The following is an 18,438-nucleotide window of genomic DNA, read 5'->3' as shown; positions in this document are numbered from 1 at the left end:
CGGCATGCCCGTTCACACCCTGCCCGCCAGCGAAGCACTGACCCAGCTCGACCGCTTCGACACCATCATCGACGCCCGCACCGAAGACGAACACGCGCTCGACCACGTGCCCGGCGCCCTCAACTGGCCCACGCTGAACAACGCCGAGCGCATCACCATCGGCACGATGTACAAGCAGGTCAACGCATTCGAGGCCAAGAAGCGTGGTGCGGCCCTCTCCGCGCGCAACATCGCGGCCCACATCGAACGCGACGTGATCGACAAGCCCCGGGACTGGAAACCGCTGGTGTATTGCTGGCGCGGCGGCAACCGCAGCGGTGCGCTGGCCACCATCCTGGGCGCGATCGGCTTTCATGTCACGCTCATTGAAGGTGGCTACAAGGCCTGGCGCGCGGCACTGGTCGAGTCCCTGCCCGGCCTGGCCGCCCGACTGCACTACCGCGTGGTCTGTGGCCCCACCGGCAGCGGCAAGACGCGGCTGCTGCAGTCACTCGCCGCCCAGGGTGCTCAGGTGCTCGACCTCGAAGCACTCGCGAACCACCGCAGCTCGGTGCTGGGACACATCCCGGGCGTACCACAACCGAGCCAGAAACGTTTTGACAGCCTGATCTGGGATGCCCTGCGCCACTTCGACCCGGCGCGGCCGGTGTACGTCGAGAGCGAAAGCAAGAAGGTGGGCAATGTGCGCGTGCCCGATGCACTGATCGACGCCATGCGCGAGAGCCCCTGCATCGACCTGCGGCTGTCGGACGAGGAGCGTGTGGCGCTTCTGCTGGAAGACTACGATTTCTTCGTCCAGGACAGCGCGCATTTCTGCCAGCGGCTGCAAGCGCTGACCGAGTTGCGCGGCAAGGCCGTGGTGGAGGACTGGATCACGCAAGTGCAGACGGGGCAGACACCGGCGGTGGTGCTGGATCTGCTGAAGCTGCACTACGACCCGACCTACGCCCAGTCCATTTCCCGCAACTTCAAACAATACGCCCAGGCACACCCATGCGTGCTGCGCGACCGCTCGAAGATCTCGCTCGACAAAGCGGCTGCGTCATTGATGGCGTCCGAAGCTGCCGCGGCGCCGGCCTCGCTGGCCGGATGAGGCAGACCGCCTGAACCGGCGGCTCAGGCACCAAGCCAGAGCACGGCGACACCCAGCGGCAGGTTCAGATCAGCGGCACGCCGGTCTTGGACTGCAGGAACTCGCGCGTCACGTCCGGCGCCAGTTCCACCACTTTCAGGCCTTCGGGCGTCACGTCCATCACGGCCAGGTCGGTGATGATGCGGTCGACCACGCCGATGCCGGTCAGCGGCAGGGTGCACTGGGGCAGGATCTTCAGGTCTTCGCTGCCGTCCTTCTTCTTGGCCACGTGTTCCATCAGCACGATCACGCGCTTGACGCCCGCCACGAGGTCCATGGCGCCGCCCATGCCCTTGACCATCTTGCCGGGGATCATCCAGTTGGCCAGGTCGCCCTTGTCGGTCACCTGCATGGCGCCCAGGATGGACAGGTTGATCTTGCCGCCGCGGATCATGGCGAAAGACTGGTCGCTGCCGAAGATGGCCGAGCCCTTCATGGTGGTCACGGTCTGCTTGCCGGCGTTGATCAGGTCCGGGTCCACCTCGTCTTCGTAGGGGAACGGGCCAATGCCCAGCATGCCGTTTTCGCTCTGCAGCCACACTTCGACGTGGTCGGGCACGTGGTTGGCCACCAGCGTCGGGATGCCGATGCCGAGGTTCACATAAAAACCGTCCTGCAGTTCCTGCGCCGCACGCGCGGCCATCTGGTCTTGGGTCCAAGGCATGGTGTTCTCCTTATTTGCGGTCGCGGGTGGTGCGCTTCTCGATGCGCTTTTCCGGGGTCGGGTTCAGCACGATGCGGTGCACGTAGATGCCCGGCAGGTGCACGTCGTCGGGGGCGATCTCGCCGGTGGCCACGATGCGCTCCACCTCGACGATGCAGATCTTGCCGGCGGTGGCGGCCGCGGGGTTGAAATTGCGCGCCGTCATGTTGAAGCGCAGGTTGCCGGACATGTCGGCCACATCGGCCTTCACCAGCGACACCTCGGGCACCAGCGAACGCTCCATCACGTAGGTCTCGCCGTCGAATTCGCGCAGCTCCTTGCCTTCGGCCACCAGGGTGCCGACACCGGTCTTGGTGAAGAAAGCCGGAATGCCGGCGCCGCCGGCGCGCAACTTCTCGGCCAGCGTGCCCTGCGGCGTGAATTCGAGTTCGAGTTCGCCGGCCAGGTACTGGCGCTCGAACTCCTTGTTTTCGCCGACGTAGGACGAAATCATCTTCCGGATCTGGCGCGTCTGCAGCAGCTTGCCCAGACCGAAGTCGTCCACGCCGGCGTTGTTGGAGATGGCGGTCAGGTTCTTCACGCCGGAATCGCGCAAGGCGTCGATCAGCGCTTCGGGAATGCCGCAAAGGCCAAAACCGCCCACGGCGATGAGCTGGCCGTCAGCCACCACACCCTTGAGGGCCTCGGCTGCGCTTGGGTAGATCTTGTTCACGTCGGTTGCTCCAGTGGTTGAACAGGGATGAATGCAACGATACTACGTAACAGCATACGTAGTTTGACCTAATGACTAACCCGAACACCGATCTCTCCGGCATCGACTACCGGCTCGCGTTCGACCTGGCGCCACTCGGGCTGGTGCTCTCGCGCCAGCGCACGATTGTGGACTGCAACCAGGCCTTGTGCGAGATGTTTGGCGCCGCGCGCGAGCAGCTGGTGGGCCAGAGTTTTCTGGTGCTCTACCCGAGTGCCGACGAGTACGAGCGCACCGGGGCGCGCATCGCCCCCATCCTCGGGCGCAGCGGCACCTATGCCGACGACCGCGTCATGAAACGCGTGGACGGCCGCTTCAAGGGCGAGACCTTCTGGTGCCACGTCACGGGCCGCGCGCTGCACCTTGAGGCCCCCCACGAGGCCGGCATCTGGAGCTTCGAAGACCTGAGCTCACGCCGCGCGGTCAAAGCCGAACTCACCGGGCGCGAACGCGAGGTGGCCGCCTTTCTGATGGGCGGTCTGACCAGCAAGGAAATCGGCAAGACGCTGGGCATCAGCCACCGAACGGTGGAGATTTACCGCGCGCGGCTGATGCGCAAGTACCAGGCGCACAGCACACCGGACCTGGTGCACCGACTTCTCGCAGGTTAAGCGCGATCCGGCGCCGGGCAGCCCCAAGCCGGATCAGCCCCCTCGGGGGGCAGCGACCCGCGCAAGCGGTTGAGCGTGGGGGTTGTCAGTTCACTGCGGCTGGTAGCCGCTGTCCTTGATGATCTTTGCCCAGACCTCGCGGTAGGCCACTTCGCGCTTGCCCAGTTCGGCACCGCTCATGAAACCCACGGTCAGGCCCATGGCGGTCAGCTTGTCCTTCACATCGGACATGACGATCACTTTCTGCAGGGCCGCAGCGAGTTTGTCCAGCGCGGCTTTGGGTGTGCCCGCTGGCGCGAAGAGGCCGTAGTACGGCACCTCTTCGAAGCCCTTGATGCCGAGCTCGGTGAAGGTCGGCACCTCGGGCAGCGCGGCCTGGCGTTGTGTGCCCATCACGGCGACCACGCGCAGCTTGCCGGCCTTGTGGTTCTCGATGAAGTCGGGCACCGAGCCCACGCCCGCGGGAATGATGTTGCCCAGCATGTCGCCCATCATGGGCGCGCTGCCGCGGTAGGGTGCGGCCACCAGGTCCAGGCCGAACTGCTTGCCGATCACCTGCACGGCGAACTGCGGCGTGGACGCGGGCGCGGGGATGCCCATGGTCGCCTTGCCGCCGCTGCCCTTGACACTGTCGATCCAGGCCTTGAAGTCGCGCGCGGGTGTGCCACCCGACAGCGCCACGGCGTTCACGAAGGTGGCAAACCCGGCCACGGGCACGAAGTCCCTGGCGGGGTCGAAGCCCGGATTTTTCATGGTCAGCGGCAGGATGGACACACTGTGGTCGTGACTCAGGAACACGGTGTGGCCATCGGCCGGCGCGACCTTGAGCGCATGCGCGGCGAGCTGCCCGCCCGCACCGGGCTTGTTGTCCACCAGCACGTTGCCGCCGAGCTCGGTCTGCAGGCGCTCGGCGAGGATGCGGGCAACGGCATCGGAACCGCCACCCGCGGGGAAGCCGACAAGGATTTTGGTGGGGATCTGCGCCTGGGCAAGACCGAAACCAGCGACGGCGGACAGGGCCAGCGCGAGGCGGCCGGCACGGGTGATGAAGGAACGGCGGGGCGATGTCATGGGTTCAACTCCTGAAGAAAAAAACAGTGGTGTTCGGGGTGGCGCAGTCAGGCCTTGGGCGGCTCCACCACCTCGGCCGCGGTGCGGAACGCGTCCACCGAGGTGGGGATGCCGCAGTAGATGGCCGCGTGCAGCAGCACCTCCTGGATTTCCTGCACGGTGGCGCCGTTGTTCAGCGCGCCGCGCACATGGCCTTTGAGTTCGTGCTGCTTGCCCAGTGCGGTCAGCATGGCCACGGTGACCAGGCTGCGGGTCTTGCGGTCCAGGCCTTCGCGTTGCCAGACATCGCCCCAGGCGGCGCGCGAGATGTGGTCCTGGATCGGCTGGGTAAAGGGCGTGGTGCCGGCCAGGGCCCGGTCCACGAACGCATCGCCCATGACCTCGCGGCGGGTGGCCAGGCCCTTGTCGTACTGCTGATCCTGCATGCTGTGCTCCATGTGTCTGTTCAACGTGGGCCCCAAGGATAAACTTTCGGGACAAGCAAAACCCTGACCGGAGACAAACCATGAGCGATGCACGCTACCCCCTGCCCGACCTCAACACCCTGCCCGAGGACCTCAAGGCCAAGATCCTGGAGGTGCAGGAAAAAGCCGGCTTCGTCCCCAACGTCTTCCTCGCGTTGGCCCGCCGCCCGGCCGAATGGCGCGCCTTCTTCGCCTACCACGATGCGCTGATGACGCCTGAGACCGCAGGGCGCGAGAGCGGGCTCACCAAGGGCGACCGCGAGATGATCGTCACCACCACCAGCGCGGCCAACCACTGCCTCTACTGCGTGGTGGCGCACGGCGCGATCCTGCGCATCTACGAGAAGAAGCCGCTGGTGGCCGACCAGGTGGCGGTGAACCACCGCAAGGCCGACATCAGCCCGCGCCAGCGCGCCATGCTCGACTTCGCGATGAAGGTCTGCCTGGCCTCGCATCAGATCGACGACGCCGATTTCGCCGCCCTGCATGCCCATGGTTTCAGCGACGAAGACGCCTGGGACATCGCCGCCATCACCGCGTTCTTCGGCCTGTCCAACCGCATGGCCAGCTTCAGTGGCATGACGCCCAATCCGGAGTTCTACCTGATGGGGCGCGTTCCCAAGGCGAAGTGAACGGCTGTCGGCTGCCAAGAATCAGCCCGGCAGCCGCGGCAGGCCACCCGCGCTTTCGATCAGCGCGCGGGCATGCGCCGACATCGCCACCGACTTCTGCTTCGGAAAATCGACCCACACCACCGTGGCACCACCGTTGGCGTAAACCGTGTCCGGCTCGTCGGTGCGCAGCATCTCGTGGTAGGTGTCGAACGAGGTGCGGCCCATGGCGCCCAGGTAGGTGCGCACCAGCACATCGCCCGGAAACTCGAGCTGCCGGATGAAGTTGCAGAAGGCGTTGACGATCACCGGCCCCTCGCCCTTCGGATCGGCCGGCAGGCCCATGCCGAAGAACCAGTCCAGGCGCGCGATCTCCATGTAGCGGAAGTACAGCGTGTTGTTGACGTGGCCCATGGCGTCCATGTCGCCCCAGCGGATGGGAACGACCACGCTGTGCACCAGCTTCTTGTCTTCGGGAAGGTCCAGTTTCATCGGTGTGCCTTGATGGATGCGAGGATGCCCAGCACGAACAGCATGCAGGCCGCCCATTGAATGGCGGCCGGCCACTGCCCGCTCCAGGCAAAGGTGTAGATCAGTCCGAACACGGTTTCGCTCACGATGAGCTGACCCGCCAGGCTCGGACTCAGGCGCCGGCTGGCCATGTTCCACAGCACCGCGGCCACCCAGGCCGATCCGATGCCGGTGACCGAGCACACGGTCACAAAAACCCAGAAGCCGGGTCGGGCCGACATCTCGCCCCAGGCCGATCCCCACAGCGCCCACAACAGCAGCGCACCCACTCCGGCGGCCACGCCCAGCCAGTTGGCCCACTCGGTCGAATTCACTTCCGGGTGACGGCCCAGCCAGGCGGCGTTGAGCAGGCCGAAGGCGGTCCAGCTCGCCATCGCCGCGACGGCGTACAGGATGCCGCGCCACAGGTGTGCGCCACCCGCCTCACCCGCGGCCTCACCCGTGGACTGCATCATGAGCAGCATGCCCAGCGCCGTCAGCAGCAGGCCCGGCACCAGCGCCACCCAGCGCATCGCCTGCGGTTTGCCCAGCACCATGACCCAGAGGGGAATCGTGCCGATGATGAGCACCGGCAGGGCCGCGCCGGCGTCGGCGATGGCCAGCACGAGCAGCAGGTAATAGCCGGTGTACCCCAGCACGCTCAGGACCAGCGCGGCACCGGCCTGCCGCAGCGTCGGCACACGCGGCACCGGCCCGCCCGCTGCGCGGTGCACGTGGCCCAGCAACAGCAGCAAGGCCGAGAACAAGCCGCAGGCCACAAACCGGCCCACGGTGTAGTCCACCGAGGTGAACCCCTCGACGATCAGCGGGGCGACAAAGGTCATGCCCCAGAAGGCCCCCGCGCCCAGCCCCGCCAGGATGCCCGTCACCATGCCGGGCGGCCAGGCCAGCGGCCGTCCGGCGTCAACCGACATCAAGCGTCACACTCCAAAGCCGTCGTCGGCAGCGATCACGGCGCCGTTGATGAAATGGCTCTCGTTGCTCACCAGCATCATCAGCACGGCGTCCAGATCGGACGGTTGACCCACGCGTTTGCGCGGCAACATGTTGATGAGTTTCTGGCCCTGCTCGGTCTGCCAGTGGTGGTGGTTGATTTCGGTGTCGATGTAGCCCGGGCAGATGGCGTTGACGTTGATGCCGAAGCGGCCCCACTCCGCCGCCATCGCCTTGGTCATGTGCACCACCGCGGCCTTGCTCATGCAGTACACGCCGATCTGCGGCAGCACCTTGAGCCCGGCCATCGAGGCGATGTTCACGATGCGTCCGCCCACATAGGTGCCGGGTGCCGCCCCGTTGGCCCGGGCCAGCATGCGTTTGGCCACTTCCTGTGCGACAAAAAACGCGCCCTTGGTGTTGGTGTCGAACACGAAGTCGTAGTCTTCTTCGCTCACCTCCTGCAGCCGCTGCGTGGTGCTCACACCCGAGTTGTTGATCAGGATGTCGATAGCGCCCACCTCGGTTTCGGCGTGTGCGACCGCGGCCTTGATAGAGGCCAGGTCGGTCACGTCGAGCGCGACCACATGCGCATCGCCACCATCGGCTTCGATGTGGGCACGCAGCGCCATCAGGCGGTCGGTGCGGCGGCTGGCCAGCACCACGGCGGCTCCGGCATTGGCCAGTGTCTTGGCGAACTGCTCACCCAGACCGCCCGAAGCGCCGGTGATGAGGGCCACGCGGCCCGAGAGATCCAGGGTGTAAGCCATTTAGAGTTGCTCCTCGAATGAGACCATCGCGAACACGCTCGCGCCAGACGTGACATGGATTGTGGCGCATCGCCCACTAGAATCCGTCTCCATCACGACAATGTCTGCCCCATGTTCCTGACGATGGGCTTGCGCTGTCAGACGAAACATCCACCAGAGACCGCACCCCATGAGCCCAGAAGAAATCCTCAGCACCTACGGCCCACGCGAAGCGATGGAATACGACGTGGTGATCGTCGGCGGCGGCCCCGCCGGCCTGGCCACCGCCATCCGCCTCAAGCAGCTCGCCACCGAGAAAGGCAGCGAGATCAACGTCTGCGTGCTGGAGAAAGGCTCCGAGCCCGGCGCCCACATCCTCTCGGGCGCGGTCATGGACCCGAAAGCCATCACCGAACTGTTCCCGAACTGGAAGGAACTCGGCGCCCCGCTGAACCAGCCCGTGACCGGCGACGACCTGCTGGTGCTGAGCGAAACCGGTGCCCAGCGCACGCCCGACTGGCTGATGCCGCGCAACTTTCACAACCACGGTTGTTACGTCATCAGCCTGGGCGCCGTGACCAAGTGGCTCGGTGAACAGGCCGAAGCGCTGGGCGTGGAGATCTTCCCCGGCTTCAGCGCCGCCGAAGTGCTTTACAACGACGACGGATCGGTCAAAGGCGTCGCCACCGGCAACCTCGGCGTGGGCAAGGACAGCGAGCCGATGGAGAGCTTCCAGATCGGCATGGAGCTGCATGCCAAATACACCGTGTTCGCCGAAGGTGCGCGTGGCCATCTGGGCAAACAGCTGATCGCGAAGTTCAAGCTCGATGAAGGCAAAGACGCCCAGACCTTCGCCATCGGCATCAAGGAACTCTGGGAAGTGCCGGCCGACAAGGCCAAGCCCGGTCTCGTGGTGCACACGGCCGGCTGGCCGCTGAACGACGACGCCTTCGGCGGTGGTTTCCTGTACCACCTCGAAGGCAACAAGGTCACGCTGGGTTATGTGATCGGCCTGGACTACCAGAACCCGTGGATGAGCCCGTTTGAAGAGATGCAGCGCTGGAAGACGCACCCCAGCATCAAGGCGCACATCGAAGGCGGCAAGCGCCTGGGCTACGGTGCGCGTGCACTGAACAACGGCACACCGCAGGCCCTGCCCAAGCTGGTGTTCCCGGGTGGCGCGCTGGTCGGCTGTGACGCCGGCTTCCTGAACGCCGCGCGCATCAAGGGCAGCCATGCGGCGATCAAGAGCGGCATGTTGTGCGCCGAGGCCGCGTTCGAAGCGGTGGCCGCAGGCCGCAGCAGCGACGAGCTGACCGCGTTCGAGACCGGCTTCAAGGCCAGCTGGCTGCACGAGGAACTCTGGACCTACCGCAACTTCAAGAACTGGTTCAAGAAGAGCCCGCTCATGGGCAAGCTCATGACCGGCGTCGAACACTGGTTCCTGCCCAAGATCGGTGTGTCCAACCCGCCCTGGACGCTGCACAACACGACCAAAGACCACACCAAGCTCAAGCCGGCCAATGAAATGCCGCAGATCACGTACCCGAAGCCCGACGGCGTGATCACCTTCGACCGCCTCTCCAGCGTGTTCGTCAGCAACACCAACCACGAAGAGCAGCAGCCGGCCCACCTGACGCTGAAAGATGCCAGCGTGCCGGTGATGATCAACCTGGCGAAATACGCCGGCCCCGAGAGCCGCTACTGCCCGGCCGGGGTGTACGAGTTCGTCAACAAGGACGGTGCCGATCAACTGGTGATCAACGCGCAGAACTGCGTGCACTGCAAGACCTGCGACATCAAGGATCCGACGCAGAACATCGTCTGGGTCACGCCCGAGGGTGGGGGTGGTCCGAACTACGCGGGCATGTGAGGCGCTCAAACCCTTGAAATGGTCGCTCGAAGCGGCCATTTCCCTTTGCAGCAACGCCCGGGCCGCACCCTGCGGCTGATCGGCAGGTCAAGTATTGCAAAAAGTATCAAGGCAGATATTCTGGCGGTACCTGTCAACCCACCGCCATGAACACCGCAGCCCTCTACCAGCACCGCTGGACACTGATCCGGATGCCCCTGGCGTTGTTCGCCATCGCACTGGCCAGCGCGGTCTGGTGGTGGTGGTATCCCATTCCGCCGACCCGGCTGATCATCAGCACCGGGCAGGCCGATGGCGCCTACCAGTTCCACGCCTCGCGCTACGCCGAAGCACTGGCCCGCCGGGGCATCCAGCTGGACGTCCTGCTGTCGGACGGTTCACCCCAGAACCTCGAACGCCTGCGGGCCGTCCCCGCATCGGCCGATCTGGCCCTGGTACAAGGCGGCTTCGGCTGGTCTTCCGCCGTCGGCCCTGGCATTCCGAAGGCTCCTGTGCAGACGCTCGCCAACGTGGACATCGAAGCCTTGTGGCTGTTCAGCCAGGGCGTCCCGCTGACCACGCTGACCGATCTCGATGGCCTGCGTGTGGCCGCCGGGCCCGAGGGCAGCGGACACCGCAACCTGTTGCGGCGCCTGCTGGCGCAAGAACGGGTCCCGCCCGAAGACATCCGCTGGTCGGACCTCAGTGGCCTGCCCGCCCGCGACGCCCTGCTGCGCAACGAAGTGGACGCGGTGTTCATGGTCTCTGCGCCGCGTTCACCTGGCGTGGAGGGCCTGCTGGCGGCCCCCGGCGTGCGGCTGGCGACGCTGCAGGGCACCGGGGCGATCGCCGAACGCAACAAATACCTCGAAAGCCGCCTGCTGCCCCAGGACGGCATGGGCGCCAACCTGCCCTCCGTGGACACGTCCATGCTGACCACACCGACCCATCTGCTGGCCCGCGAAGACCTGCATCCCGCGCTCAAACGGGTGGTGACCGCCGTGGCCCTGGAGGTGCATGGCGAGGGTGGACCCTTTCATCGCGCCGGCGAGTACCCCACCTTGCACGCCAGCGACTTCCCCTCAGCGCCCGAATCCCGCAGTGTCATGTTGCGTGGTCCCAACCTGTTTGAAAGGCACCTGCCGTTCTGGTGGGCCCAGGTGGCCAAACGCCTGCTGCTGATCGGCCTGCCGGTGCTGCTGGTCACGACCCTGCTGCTCCTGCTGGTGCCGGCCTGGCTGCGCTGGCGCCTCGAAGGCCACGTCATGCGCTGGTACGGTGAGCTGCGCTTCATCGAGGACGATCTCGCCAGCCAGAATCTGGATGTCGGGGGCATGGCGCTCAGCCACATCCACAACCGCCTGAACCACATGGAAACGGCCATCGCGGCCATGCAGCTGCCGGAGGAACTGGCCCAGCACTGGTTCACCCTCCGGCAACACGTCGAGTTCGTGCGTTCGCGCATCCTGGAGTACCGCGGACGATGAAACTCATGCTGCTCTACCGCCACCGCTGGCTGCTGATCTACCTGCCCATCCTGCTGGCGCTGGCGGTTGCGCTGGCCATGGTCACCCGACTCTGGCATCCGCTGCCACCGCCGCGGCTGGTGATCGGGACCGGTCCGAACCAGAGCAGCTACCTGCGGCTCGCCCAGCTTTACGCCAGCCGCCTGGAACACCACGGCATCGCCGTCGACCTGGTCACCCACCCCAGACCACAGGACGCGCTGCAACACATGAAGCCGGGTGACGGTGCGATCGACGCCACCTTTGCCCAGGGCCTGTACGCCCCCGCCAACGCATCCCTGGCCCCGGCCGACGGCGTGCAGGCGCTGGCCGTGATCGGCCACGAAATCATCTGGGTCTTCGCACGCGAGGACATCACAGACATGGGGCAGCTGCGGGGTCGGCGCATCGCCACATCGGTGGCGGGCTCGTCCAACCGGATCGCGGCCGATCTCCTGCTGGCCCACCTGCACATCCGTCCCGACGAGGTGAAGTTCGTGCCCGAAGTGGGTGACTCGGCGATCGCCTCCCTGACCGGGGGCCGTGTGGATGCCGTCATCCATGTCGCTACCGGCGATTCCCAGACCGCCAACGCGCTCGCCCGGCTGGACGGCGTGCACATCCTGGGCATGGAGCGCGCCGGCGCCCTGGCAGCACGCGAACGCCGGCTGCGGACCGTGGTCATGCCGCAAGGCGCCATCGAACTGCGCAGCCAGCTGCCCGCCAGTGACCTGCCCACCATGGTCACCCAGACGCACCTCCTGGCCAGGCCTGGCCTGCACCCCGCCCTGCAGCGCGCGCTGCTCGATGTGGCCGGCGAGCTGCACGTCATGAGCGGTTTTCTGGAGAGCCCGGGTCGCTACCCCACCACGGTCGGCAGCGACTTCCCGGTCTCACCGGTTGCCCTGCAGCACGCCAGCGGCATGCGTCCCTGGATGGAGACACTGCTGCCCTTCGGCATGGCGCAAAGAACCGAGCTGTTCCTGTATGCGGTACTGCCGCTGAGCCTGCTGGGTGTGGCCCTGCTGCTGCGCGCGCCGCGCTACATCGACTGGCGGGTCGACGCCGCGCTGCAGCACATCTACGGCGAAGTGCGCTTCATGGAGGAAGACCTCGCCCGGCAACCGGCCCACAAGCCGGTCTCGATACAGCCCCTGCTGGAACGGCTGGACACCCTGGAGCGGCAGGTGGCGCAAATGCAGCTGCCCAACCGCTACGCCGGACGCGGGTACACCCTGCGCCAGCATCTCTACCAGACCCGTCAGCGCCTGATCGTGATGCACGCGAGCTGAGTCAACAGGCTCCGCAGCCCGCCCATGCACCTCCATGCCGAGCTGATGCAGCGCCTTCAGGCACTCGCCAGCGGGCCGCGCCGCCTGCTCGGCATCGTCGGCGCCCCCGGTTCGGGCAAGTCCACGCTCGCCCACCTGATCGCCCAACACCTGGGTGAGCAGGCCCAGGCAGTCCCCATGGACGGCTTCCACCTCGCGCAGGCCGAACTGGAACGGCTGGGCCGGGCCCGACGCAAAGGCGCTCCCGACACCTTCGATGCCGCGGGTTATGCCACCCTGCTGCGCCGCCTGCGTGCGCAAAGCGGTGACGAGGTGGTCTATGCGCCCGACTTCCGGCGCGAGATCGAAGAGCCGGTGGCCGGCGCGCTGCCGGTGTTCGCCCGCACGCCGCTGATCGTCACCGAAGGCAACTACCTGCTGTTCGACGAAGGCGACTGGGCACCGGTGGCCGGGCTGCTCGACGAAGTCTGGTACCTGCACGTGGACGCCGCCCTGCGGCTGGAGCGCCTGAAGCGCCGGCACGAACAGTTCGGCCGCAGCCGGGAACAGGCACTGGACTGGATCGCCAGCACCGACGAACCGAACGCCCGGCGGATCGAAGCGTCGGCCCACCGGGCTCAGCGCCACATGGGCTGGGATCCGGCGGCCAACTGCTACACATTCCTGAGCATTTGACCCCGTGCTGGCCGCGGCTTTCACACCAATGACATGCGGCGCTGGCAGAGTAGCGCCTGTCGTTGGAGCAAAAAATGTTGAGAAAAACAGAAAAGGGCCGGCTGGAGCTGCGCCCGGGCAACCGGACCCTGGGACAGCGTGAGCGGGCCATTCTGCTGCTGGCCGATGGACAGCAAAGTGAACCGCAGATGGCGGGCCTGTTCACCGGCGATGGCCGGCAGCTGATTGATGTGCTGCTGGAGCGGGGCTATCTGGAGCGACAAGGTTCCGGGCAAGCGGGCAAGGGCCACGCCAAAGAGATCCAGCACATGCCGAAAAGCGTGCTGGAGCCGGACCCGGCCAGCACCGTTGGTGGGCACGGCGATGCTTTCACAGGCACCCGGTCGCTGGCCACCGCCCGCATGTTCCTGTTCGATCTCAGCGAGCGCCTGTTTGCCCCGCGCGACAAAGCCCTCGCGGCCCGATACCGGTCCGCGCTGCGCGAGGCACGCGATGCCGTGGCCATGCTCGCGGTGGGCCGGGAGATGATCGTTGACGTGGAAGCGCTGGCAGGCAGCGAGCGTGCCGACGGCATCAGTGAGCGGCTGGCGAAACTGTTGCCCGTGGAACTGCTGGAAACCATGGGTTGAGCCCGTTAGGGCAAGCTATCCGTTAAACTCGCCGGGTCAGGAGAGAGCTCCCCGAAACGGGAGCCGCCGAAGGCGCAGGCGACCGGAACACGGTCCTGAACGCTCAGGCAAAAGGACTGACAAGCACCGGCTGCAAAGCGGGTGTACCCCCCTGGAGAGAGACCGCCCGCGAGGCGGTCCACCGAAGGAGCAAATGCGGCATCGCCCGCGTGAATCTCTCAGGTAAAGCGGACAGCGGGGCAGCGCACGGATGAACCGTGTCCACCCTCCCCCGGGAGGCCTGCCCCATCAGCGAGCGCTTTAGCGCCGCAGAAAGCCCGCCGTGACCGACGCCTCCGAACTGCTCAAGACCCCGCTGCACGCCCTGCACCTGGAACTCGACGCCCGCATGGTGCCCTTTGCCGGTTACAGCATGCCGGTGCAGTATCCCGCCGGCCTGATGGCCGAACACCTCCACACCCGCAGCGCTGCCGGCCTGTTTGATGTCTCCCACATGGGCCAGCTGCGCCTGGTCGGGCCCGACGCCGCAGCCGCGTTTGAAACCCTGATGCCGGTCGACGTGATCGGCCTGGGCGTGGGCAAGCAGCGCTACGGCCTGCTGCTCAACGAAGAAGGCGGCATCATCGACGACCTCATGTTCGTCAACCGGGGCGACGACATTTTTGTCATCGTCAACGGTGCCTGCAAACACGGCGACCTGGCCCACATCAAGGCCTGCATTGGCCAGCTGTGCCACGTGGACGCGCAGTTCGAGCGCGCCTTGCTTGCCCTGCAAGGCCCGCAGGCCGTCACAGCCCTGCAGCGCCTGCTGCCGGACGTGGAAAAACTGGTGTTCATGACCGGTGCGGCCTTCACCTGGGCCGACGCCGACCTGTACGTTACCCGCAGCGGTTACACCGGTGAGGACGGCTTCGAGATTTCGCTGCCCGCCCCGGTGGCAGCCGACTTTGCCCGCGCCCTGCTGGCGCAACCCGAAGTGAAACCGGTGGGACTGGGCGCGCGCAACTCGCTGCGCCTGGAGGCGGGCCTGTGCCTCTACGGGCAGGACATCGACACCACCACCACGCCGGTGCAAGCCGGTCTGAACTGGGCCATGCAGAAGGTGCGCCGCACCGGTGGCGAGCGCGCCGGCGGTTTCCCGGGTGCCGCCCGCGTGCTGGCCCAGCTTGATGGCACCGAGCATCTGACCCGCAAGCGTGTGGGCCTGGTGGCGCTGGAGCGCGTGCCGGTGCGCGAACACGTCGAGCTGCAAAACACCGCGGGTGACACCATCGGCGAAGTCACCAGCGGCCTGTTCGGCCCCAGCGCCGGCAAGCCCGTGGCCATGGGTTACGTCAACCTCGAATACGTCGCCACCGGCACCCGCGTCCACGCCATCGTGCGCGGCAAGGTGGTGCCCATGGACGTGGCGCCCATGCCCTTCGTGCCGAACCGTTATTTCCGCGGTTGAACAACCCCTTTTCTGTCCACTTTCTTTACTGGAGCCCTTCATGACCATCAAGTACACCGAAGACCACGAATGGATCGGCGTTGACGGCGACATCGCCACCGTCGGTATCACCCACCACGCACAGGACGCGCTGGGCGACGTGGTGTTCGTGGACCTGCCCGAAGTGGGCAAGAGTTTTGCCCAGAAGGACGTGGCCGGCGTGGTCGAGTCCGTCAAGGCCGCGGCAGATGTGTACATGCCCGTCAGCGGCGAGATCACTGAAGTGAATGAAGCTCTGCGCGCCGACCCCTCGCTGGCGAACAGCGACCCGCTGGGCGCAGGCTGGTTCTTCAAGGTCAAGCTGAGCGATGCTTCGCAAGTGGATGCCCTGCTCGACGAAACCGCTTACGCCGCTTTCGCGGCTTGAATTTGGCCCACCCCTGCCGCGCTGCGCGCGTGTCCCCCTCCAGGGGGCGGCGCTGGCGGACCGGCGAAGCCGGTTCCGCGCCACCCTTGAATCGGGACACTTCGCTCGTGGCGGGTGTCTTTCGCTCTTCTGAGTTTTTGACTTTCCTCTTTCCCAACCAGGTCGTCCCATGCTGATGCCGTCCGTCAAACCCCTGGATGAACTCGAAAATGCCAGCGAGTTCATTGCCCGCCACATCGGCATCAGCGAAGTCGACGAAACGCTGATGCTGTCGGTCATCGGCGAGGCTTCGCGCCGCGCCCTTATCGACGGCATCGTGCCGCGCAGCATCGCGCGCAGCACCGGCATGGACCTGCCACCCGCCGTGACCGAAGCCGCCGCGCTGGCCGAACTCAAGGCCATCGCTGCGAAGAACCAGGTGTTCAGGAGCTTCATCGGCCAGGGCTATTACGGCACGCACACGCCGGGTGTGATCCTGCGCAACGTGCTGGAAAATCCCGCCTGGTACACCGCCTACACGCCCTACCAGGCCGAGATTTCGCAAGGCCGCATGGAGGCGCTGGTCAACTTTCAGACCATGGTCACGGACCTGACCGGCATGGCCATCGCCAACGCGTCCATGCTCGACGAGGCCACCGCCGCCGCCGAAGCCATGACCCTGGCCAGGCGCTCGGTCAAGGCCAAGGGCAACACCATCGTGGTGGCCGGCGACGCGCACCCGCAGACCATCGAGGTGGTGCAGACCCGCGCCGCGCCACTGGGCCTGACCGTGAAGCTCGCGAACTCGGCGCAGGAATGGGCCGACGCGCTCGCGGGCGACGACTACTTCGCCGTGCTGGCGCAGTACCCGTCCACCAGCGGCCGCATCGACGACCTGCGCGCCGAGGTGCAGACCGTGCATGCCAAGCAGGCCGCCTTCATCGTCGCGGCTGATCTTCTCGCGCTCACGCTGCTGGTGCCCCCGGGCGAGTTCGACGCCGACATCGTGGTCGGTACCACGCAGCGCTTCGGCATGCCCATGGGCGCGGGTGGTCCGCACGCCGCCTACATGGCCTGCCGCGACGAGTTCAAGCGCTCTCTGCCCGGTCGCCTGGTCGGCGTGAGCGTGGACACCCACGGCAACCCCGCCTACCGCCTCGCGCTGCAGACGCGCGAGCAGCACATCCGCCGCGAAAAGGCCACCTCCAACATCTGCACGGCGCAGGTGCTGCCTGCCGTCGTGGCCAGCATGTACGCCGTCTACCACGGCCCGCAGGGTTTGAAACGCATCGCGCAGCGCGTGGCCGCCTACACCGCCGTGCTGGCCCAAGGCCTTCAGCAACTGGGTTGCACGCTGACCAGTGCCTCGGCCTTCGACACGTTGACCGTAAAGGCCGCCGACGCGGCCCAAGCCAAGGCCGTCGTCGCCAAGGCGGTGGCCCAGGGCGCCAACCTGAAGCTGTCATGGGGCCAGTACGTGAGCATGTCGCTGGACGAAACCACCACGCGCGACGACATTGCGCTGCTGTGGTCGGTGTTCGCACAGGACGGCCAGACCCTGCCCACGTTTGACGCTTTCGAAAAGGGCATCGAGCCGCTGATCCCTGTCGAGCTGCGCCGCACCAGCACCTACCTCACGCACCCGGTGTTCAACAGCCACCACAGCGAGACCGGCATGCTGCGCTACATCCGCGCGCTGTCCGACAAGGACCTGGCGCTGGACCGCAGCATGATCCCGCTGGGCAGCTGCACCATGAAGCTCAACGCCACCAGCGAGATGATCCCCATCACCTGGCCCGAGTTCGCCAACGTGCACCCCTTCGCGCCGGCCAACCAGCTGCAAGGCTACAAGGAACTCGACGAGCAGCTGCGCGCCTGGCTCTGCCAGGCCACGGGCTACGCCGGCATCAGCCTGCAGCCCAACGCCGGTTCGCAGGGCGAATACGCCGGCCTGCTGGCGATCAAGGCCTTCCACGCCTCGCGTGATGAAGCGCACCGTAACATCTGCCTGATCCCCTCTTCGGCCCACGGCACCAACCCCGCGTCGGCCCAGATGGCGGGCATGCAGGTGGTGGTGACCCAGTGCGACGAGAGCGGCAACGTGGACATGGCCGACCTGCAGGCCCAGTGTGAAAAACACAGCGCGAACCTGGCCGCGGTGATGATCACCTACCCCAGCACGCACGGCGTGTTCGAAACCACCGTCAAGGAGCTCTGCGCGCTGGTGCACCAGCACGGCGGCCGGGTCTACGTGGACGGCGCGAACATGAACGCGCTGGTCGGCGTGGCCGCGCCGGGCGAGTTCGGCGGCGACGTCAGCCACCTGAACCTGCACAAGACCTTCTGCATCCCGCACGGCGGTGGCGGCCCGGGCGTCGGCCCGGTCTGCGTGGTGGCCGACCTCGTGCCCTTCCTGCCCGGTCATCGCGCAGGTGCCGAGCCCGCCGGTGTGTGCGACACGCCCGAGACCGAAGACAAGTTCCGCGTCGGCGCCGTCAGCGCAGCCCCACTGGGCAACGCCGCCGTGCTGCCGATCAGCTGGATGTACATCCGCATGATGGGCGCCGATGGCCTGAAGCACGCGACCGAAGCCGCGATCCTGGCCGCCAACTACATCAGCAAGCGGCTGGCACCGCACTACCCCACGCTCTACGCCTCGGCCAACGGCCACGTGGCGCACGAGTGCATCCTGGACCTGCGGCAATTGAAAGAAACCAGTGGCGTGATGGCCGAGGACGTGGCCAAGCGTCTGATGGACTACGGCTTCCACGCGCCCACGCTCAGCTTCCCGGTCGCCAACACGCTGATGGTCGAGCCGACCGAGAGCGAGACGCTGGAAGAGCTGGACCGCTTCATCGACGCGATGATCGCCATCCGCAACGAGATCCGCCAGATCGAAGCCGGCGGCTGGCCACAGGACGACAACCCGCTGAAGAACGCGCCGCACACGGCCGACAGCCTGATGAAGGCCGAGTGGCCGCATCCCTATGCGCGCAACGTGGGTGCAGCCAGCACCTCGACCCGCGCACACGCCAAGTACTGGCCACCCGTGGGCCGCATCGACAACGTGTACGGCGACCGCAACCTGTTCTGCAGCTGCGTGCCCATCGCCGAGATGGTCGATTGAAAAAAA

General features: G+C 66.4%; 18 protein-coding genes and 2 riboswitches. Of the genes, 11 read left to right on the top strand and 7 right to left on the bottom strand.

The genetic code is table 11. The features are described from left to right. The first annotated feature begins 4 nt into the window (after positions 1-4). Complete coding sequence (gene mnmH, locus AC23D4_RS00645) at positions 5-1,093, top strand: tRNA 2-selenouridine(34) synthase MnmH (protein ID WP_472888804.1); 1,089 nt, start codon at positions 5-7, stop codon at positions 1,091-1,093. A gap of 64 nt (positions 1,094-1,157) precedes the next feature. On the opposite strand, the gene AC23D4_RS00640 is transcribed toward mnmH, so the two are convergent. Continuing rightward, positions 1,158-1,796, bottom strand: a complete 639-nt coding sequence (locus tag AC23D4_RS00640) for a CoA transferase subunit B (RefSeq protein WP_472888805.1) — start codon at positions 1,794-1,796, stop codon at positions 1,158-1,160. A gap of 10 nt (positions 1,797-1,806) precedes the next feature. Then, positions 1,807-2,508 (bottom strand): CoA transferase subunit A, encoded by a 702-nt coding sequence (locus tag AC23D4_RS00635; RefSeq protein WP_472888806.1) that lies wholly within the window; start codon positions 2,506-2,508, stop codon positions 1,807-1,809. A gap of 71 nt (positions 2,509-2,579) precedes the next feature. Between AC23D4_RS00635 and AC23D4_RS00630 the strand changes: the two genes are divergently transcribed. Beyond that, positions 2,580-3,158 (top strand): helix-turn-helix transcriptional regulator, encoded by a 579-nt coding sequence (locus tag AC23D4_RS00630; RefSeq protein ID WP_472888807.1) that lies wholly within the window; start codon positions 2,580-2,582, stop codon positions 3,156-3,158. A gap of 90 nt (positions 3,159-3,248) precedes the next feature. On the opposite strand, the gene AC23D4_RS00625 is transcribed toward AC23D4_RS00630, so the two are convergent. Together AC23D4_RS00625 and pcaC are read right to left on the bottom strand one after the other, a co-directional pair. Continuing rightward, positions 3,249-4,229, bottom strand: a complete 981-nt coding sequence (locus AC23D4_RS00625) for a Bug family tripartite tricarboxylate transporter substrate binding protein (RefSeq protein WP_472888808.1) — start codon at positions 4,227-4,229, stop codon at positions 3,249-3,251. Positions 4,230-4,276: 47 nt separating this feature from the next. Beyond that, on the bottom strand, positions 4,277-4,654 hold the full coding sequence (pcaC, locus tag AC23D4_RS00620) for a 4-carboxymuconolactone decarboxylase (protein ID WP_472888809.1): 378 nt from the start codon (positions 4,652-4,654) through the stop codon (positions 4,277-4,279). A gap of 80 nt (positions 4,655-4,734) precedes the next feature. Here pcaC and AC23D4_RS00615 point away from each other — a divergent pair, with 80 nt between their 5' ends. After that, entirely contained in the window at positions 4,735-5,325 is a 591-nt protein-coding gene (locus tag AC23D4_RS00615) for a peroxidase-related enzyme (RefSeq protein ID WP_226466046.1), read from the top strand. Between the two features lie 21 nt (positions 5,326-5,346). Here AC23D4_RS00615 and AC23D4_RS00610 read toward each other — a convergent pair whose 3' ends face one another. The 3 genes from AC23D4_RS00610 to AC23D4_RS00600 are packed head-to-tail and all read right to left on the bottom strand — an operon-like array spanning position 5,347 to position 7,538. Further along, a complete protein-coding gene (locus tag AC23D4_RS00610; RefSeq protein ID WP_472888810.1) occupies positions 5,347-5,796 on the bottom strand; it encodes an acyl-CoA thioesterase in 450 nt (149 codons plus the stop codon). Then, positions 5,793-6,749, bottom strand: coding sequence for a DMT family transporter (locus AC23D4_RS00605; RefSeq protein WP_472888811.1), 957 nt, complete (start codon positions 6,747-6,749; stop codon positions 5,793-5,795). Before AC23D4_RS00605 ends, AC23D4_RS00610 begins: the two co-directional genes overlap by 4 nt. A 6-nt stretch (positions 6,750-6,755) precedes the next feature. Next, the gene (locus tag AC23D4_RS00600) at positions 6,756-7,538 is read right to left on the bottom strand and encodes an SDR family oxidoreductase (protein WP_472888812.1); all 783 of its coding nucleotides are present in this window, start codon (positions 7,536-7,538) and stop codon (positions 6,756-6,758) included. Between the two features lie 169 nt (positions 7,539-7,707). Between AC23D4_RS00600 and AC23D4_RS00595 the strand changes: the two genes are divergently transcribed. From AC23D4_RS00595 to gcvP, 8 genes are all read left to right on the top strand, one after another. Next, complete coding sequence (locus AC23D4_RS00595) at positions 7,708-9,390, top strand: electron transfer flavoprotein-ubiquinone oxidoreductase (RefSeq protein ID WP_472888813.1); 1,683 nt, start codon at positions 7,708-7,710, stop codon at positions 9,388-9,390. 146 nt (positions 9,391-9,536) lie between these two features. After that, a complete protein-coding gene (locus AC23D4_RS00590) occupies positions 9,537-10,856 on the top strand; it encodes a TAXI family TRAP transporter solute-binding subunit (RefSeq protein WP_472888814.1) in 1,320 nt (439 codons plus the stop codon). Beyond that, positions 10,853-12,166, top strand: a complete 1,314-nt coding sequence (locus tag AC23D4_RS00585) for an ABC transporter substrate-binding protein (RefSeq protein ID WP_472888815.1) — start codon at positions 10,853-10,855, stop codon at positions 12,164-12,166. The genes AC23D4_RS00590 and AC23D4_RS00585 overlap by 4 nt, the downstream gene beginning before the upstream one ends. 24 nt (positions 12,167-12,190) lie before the next feature. Next, entirely contained in the window at positions 12,191-12,841 is a 651-nt protein-coding gene (locus AC23D4_RS00580) for a nucleoside/nucleotide kinase family protein (protein WP_472888816.1), read from the top strand. Positions 12,842-12,915: 74 nt separating this feature from the next. After that, positions 12,916-13,470 (top strand): hypothetical protein, encoded by a 555-nt coding sequence (locus tag AC23D4_RS00575; RefSeq protein ID WP_472888817.1) that lies wholly within the window; start codon positions 12,916-12,918, stop codon positions 13,468-13,470. A gap of 27 nt (positions 13,471-13,497) precedes the next feature. Next, positions 13,498-13,599: riboswitch (glycine riboswitch) on the top strand. A 12-nt stretch (positions 13,600-13,611) separates the two neighbouring features. Continuing rightward, positions 13,612-13,715, top strand: a riboswitch (glycine riboswitch). 77 nt (positions 13,716-13,792) lie between these two features. Next, positions 13,793-14,920 (top strand): glycine cleavage system aminomethyltransferase GcvT, encoded by a 1,128-nt coding sequence (gene gcvT / locus AC23D4_RS00570; protein ID WP_472888818.1) that lies wholly within the window; start codon positions 13,793-13,795, stop codon positions 14,918-14,920. A 40-nt stretch (positions 14,921-14,960) separates the two neighbouring features. Continuing rightward, the gene (gene gcvH, locus AC23D4_RS00565; RefSeq protein ID WP_472888819.1) at positions 14,961-15,326 is read left to right on the top strand and encodes a glycine cleavage system protein GcvH; all 366 of its coding nucleotides are present in this window, start codon (positions 14,961-14,963) and stop codon (positions 15,324-15,326) included. 169 nt (positions 15,327-15,495) lie between these two features. Next, the gene (gene gcvP / locus AC23D4_RS00560) at positions 15,496-18,432 is read left to right on the top strand and encodes an aminomethyl-transferring glycine dehydrogenase (RefSeq protein WP_472888820.1); all 2,937 of its coding nucleotides are present in this window, start codon (positions 15,496-15,498) and stop codon (positions 18,430-18,432) included. Positions 18,433-18,438 lie beyond the last annotated feature (6 nt).

The sequence above is a fragment of the Hydrogenophaga sp. L76 genome (genome assembly GCF_057654755.1).
The sequence above is the reverse complement of the archived record's forward strand: the minus strand, read 5'-3'. Positions and strand labels throughout refer to the sequence as shown.

What these genes read in the sequence shown, in the direction of transcription:
- mnmH (WP_472888804.1), top strand. Translation starts at nt 5, where the DNA reads ATGCCCGTTCACACCCTGCCCGCCAGCGAAGCACTGACCCAGCTCGAC.
- AC23D4_RS00640 (WP_472888805.1), bottom strand. Translation starts at nt 1,796, where the DNA reads ATGCCTTGGACCCAAGACCAGATGGCCGCGCGTGCGGCGCAGGAACTG.
- AC23D4_RS00630 (WP_472888807.1), top strand. Translation starts at nt 2,580, where the DNA reads ATGACTAACCCGAACACCGATCTCTCCGGCATCGACTACCGGCTCGCG.
- AC23D4_RS00625 (WP_472888808.1), bottom strand. Translation starts at nt 4,229, where the DNA reads ATGACATCGCCCCGCCGTTCCTTCATCACCCGTGCCGGCCGCCTCGCG.
- pcaC (WP_472888809.1), bottom strand. Translation starts at nt 4,654, where the DNA reads ATGCAGGATCAGCAGTACGACAAGGGCCTGGCCACCCGCCGCGAGGTC.
- AC23D4_RS00615 (WP_226466046.1), top strand. Translation starts at nt 4,735, where the DNA reads ATGAGCGATGCACGCTACCCCCTGCCCGACCTCAACACCCTGCCCGAG.
- AC23D4_RS00610 (WP_472888810.1), bottom strand. Translation starts at nt 5,796, where the DNA reads ATGAAACTGGACCTTCCCGAAGACAAGAAGCTGGTGCACAGCGTGGTC.
- AC23D4_RS00605 (WP_472888811.1), bottom strand. Translation starts at nt 6,749, where the DNA reads ATGTCGGTTGACGCCGGACGGCCGCTGGCCTGGCCGCCCGGCATGGTG.
- AC23D4_RS00600 (WP_472888812.1), bottom strand. Translation starts at nt 7,538, where the DNA reads ATGGCTTACACCCTGGATCTCTCGGGCCGCGTGGCCCTCATCACCGGC.
- AC23D4_RS00595 (WP_472888813.1), top strand. Translation starts at nt 7,708, where the DNA reads ATGAGCCCAGAAGAAATCCTCAGCACCTACGGCCCACGCGAAGCGATG.
- AC23D4_RS00590 (WP_472888814.1), top strand. Translation starts at nt 9,537, where the DNA reads ATGAACACCGCAGCCCTCTACCAGCACCGCTGGACACTGATCCGGATG.
- AC23D4_RS00585 (WP_472888815.1), top strand. Translation starts at nt 10,853, where the DNA reads ATGAAACTCATGCTGCTCTACCGCCACCGCTGGCTGCTGATCTACCTG.
- AC23D4_RS00580 (WP_472888816.1), top strand. Translation starts at nt 12,191, where the DNA reads ATGCACCTCCATGCCGAGCTGATGCAGCGCCTTCAGGCACTCGCCAGC.
- AC23D4_RS00575 (WP_472888817.1), top strand. Translation starts at nt 12,916, where the DNA reads ATGTTGAGAAAAACAGAAAAGGGCCGGCTGGAGCTGCGCCCGGGCAAC.
- gcvH (WP_472888819.1), top strand. Translation starts at nt 14,961, where the DNA reads ATGACCATCAAGTACACCGAAGACCACGAATGGATCGGCGTTGACGGC.
- gcvP (WP_472888820.1), top strand. Translation starts at nt 15,496, where the DNA reads ATGCTGATGCCGTCCGTCAAACCCCTGGATGAACTCGAAAATGCCAGC.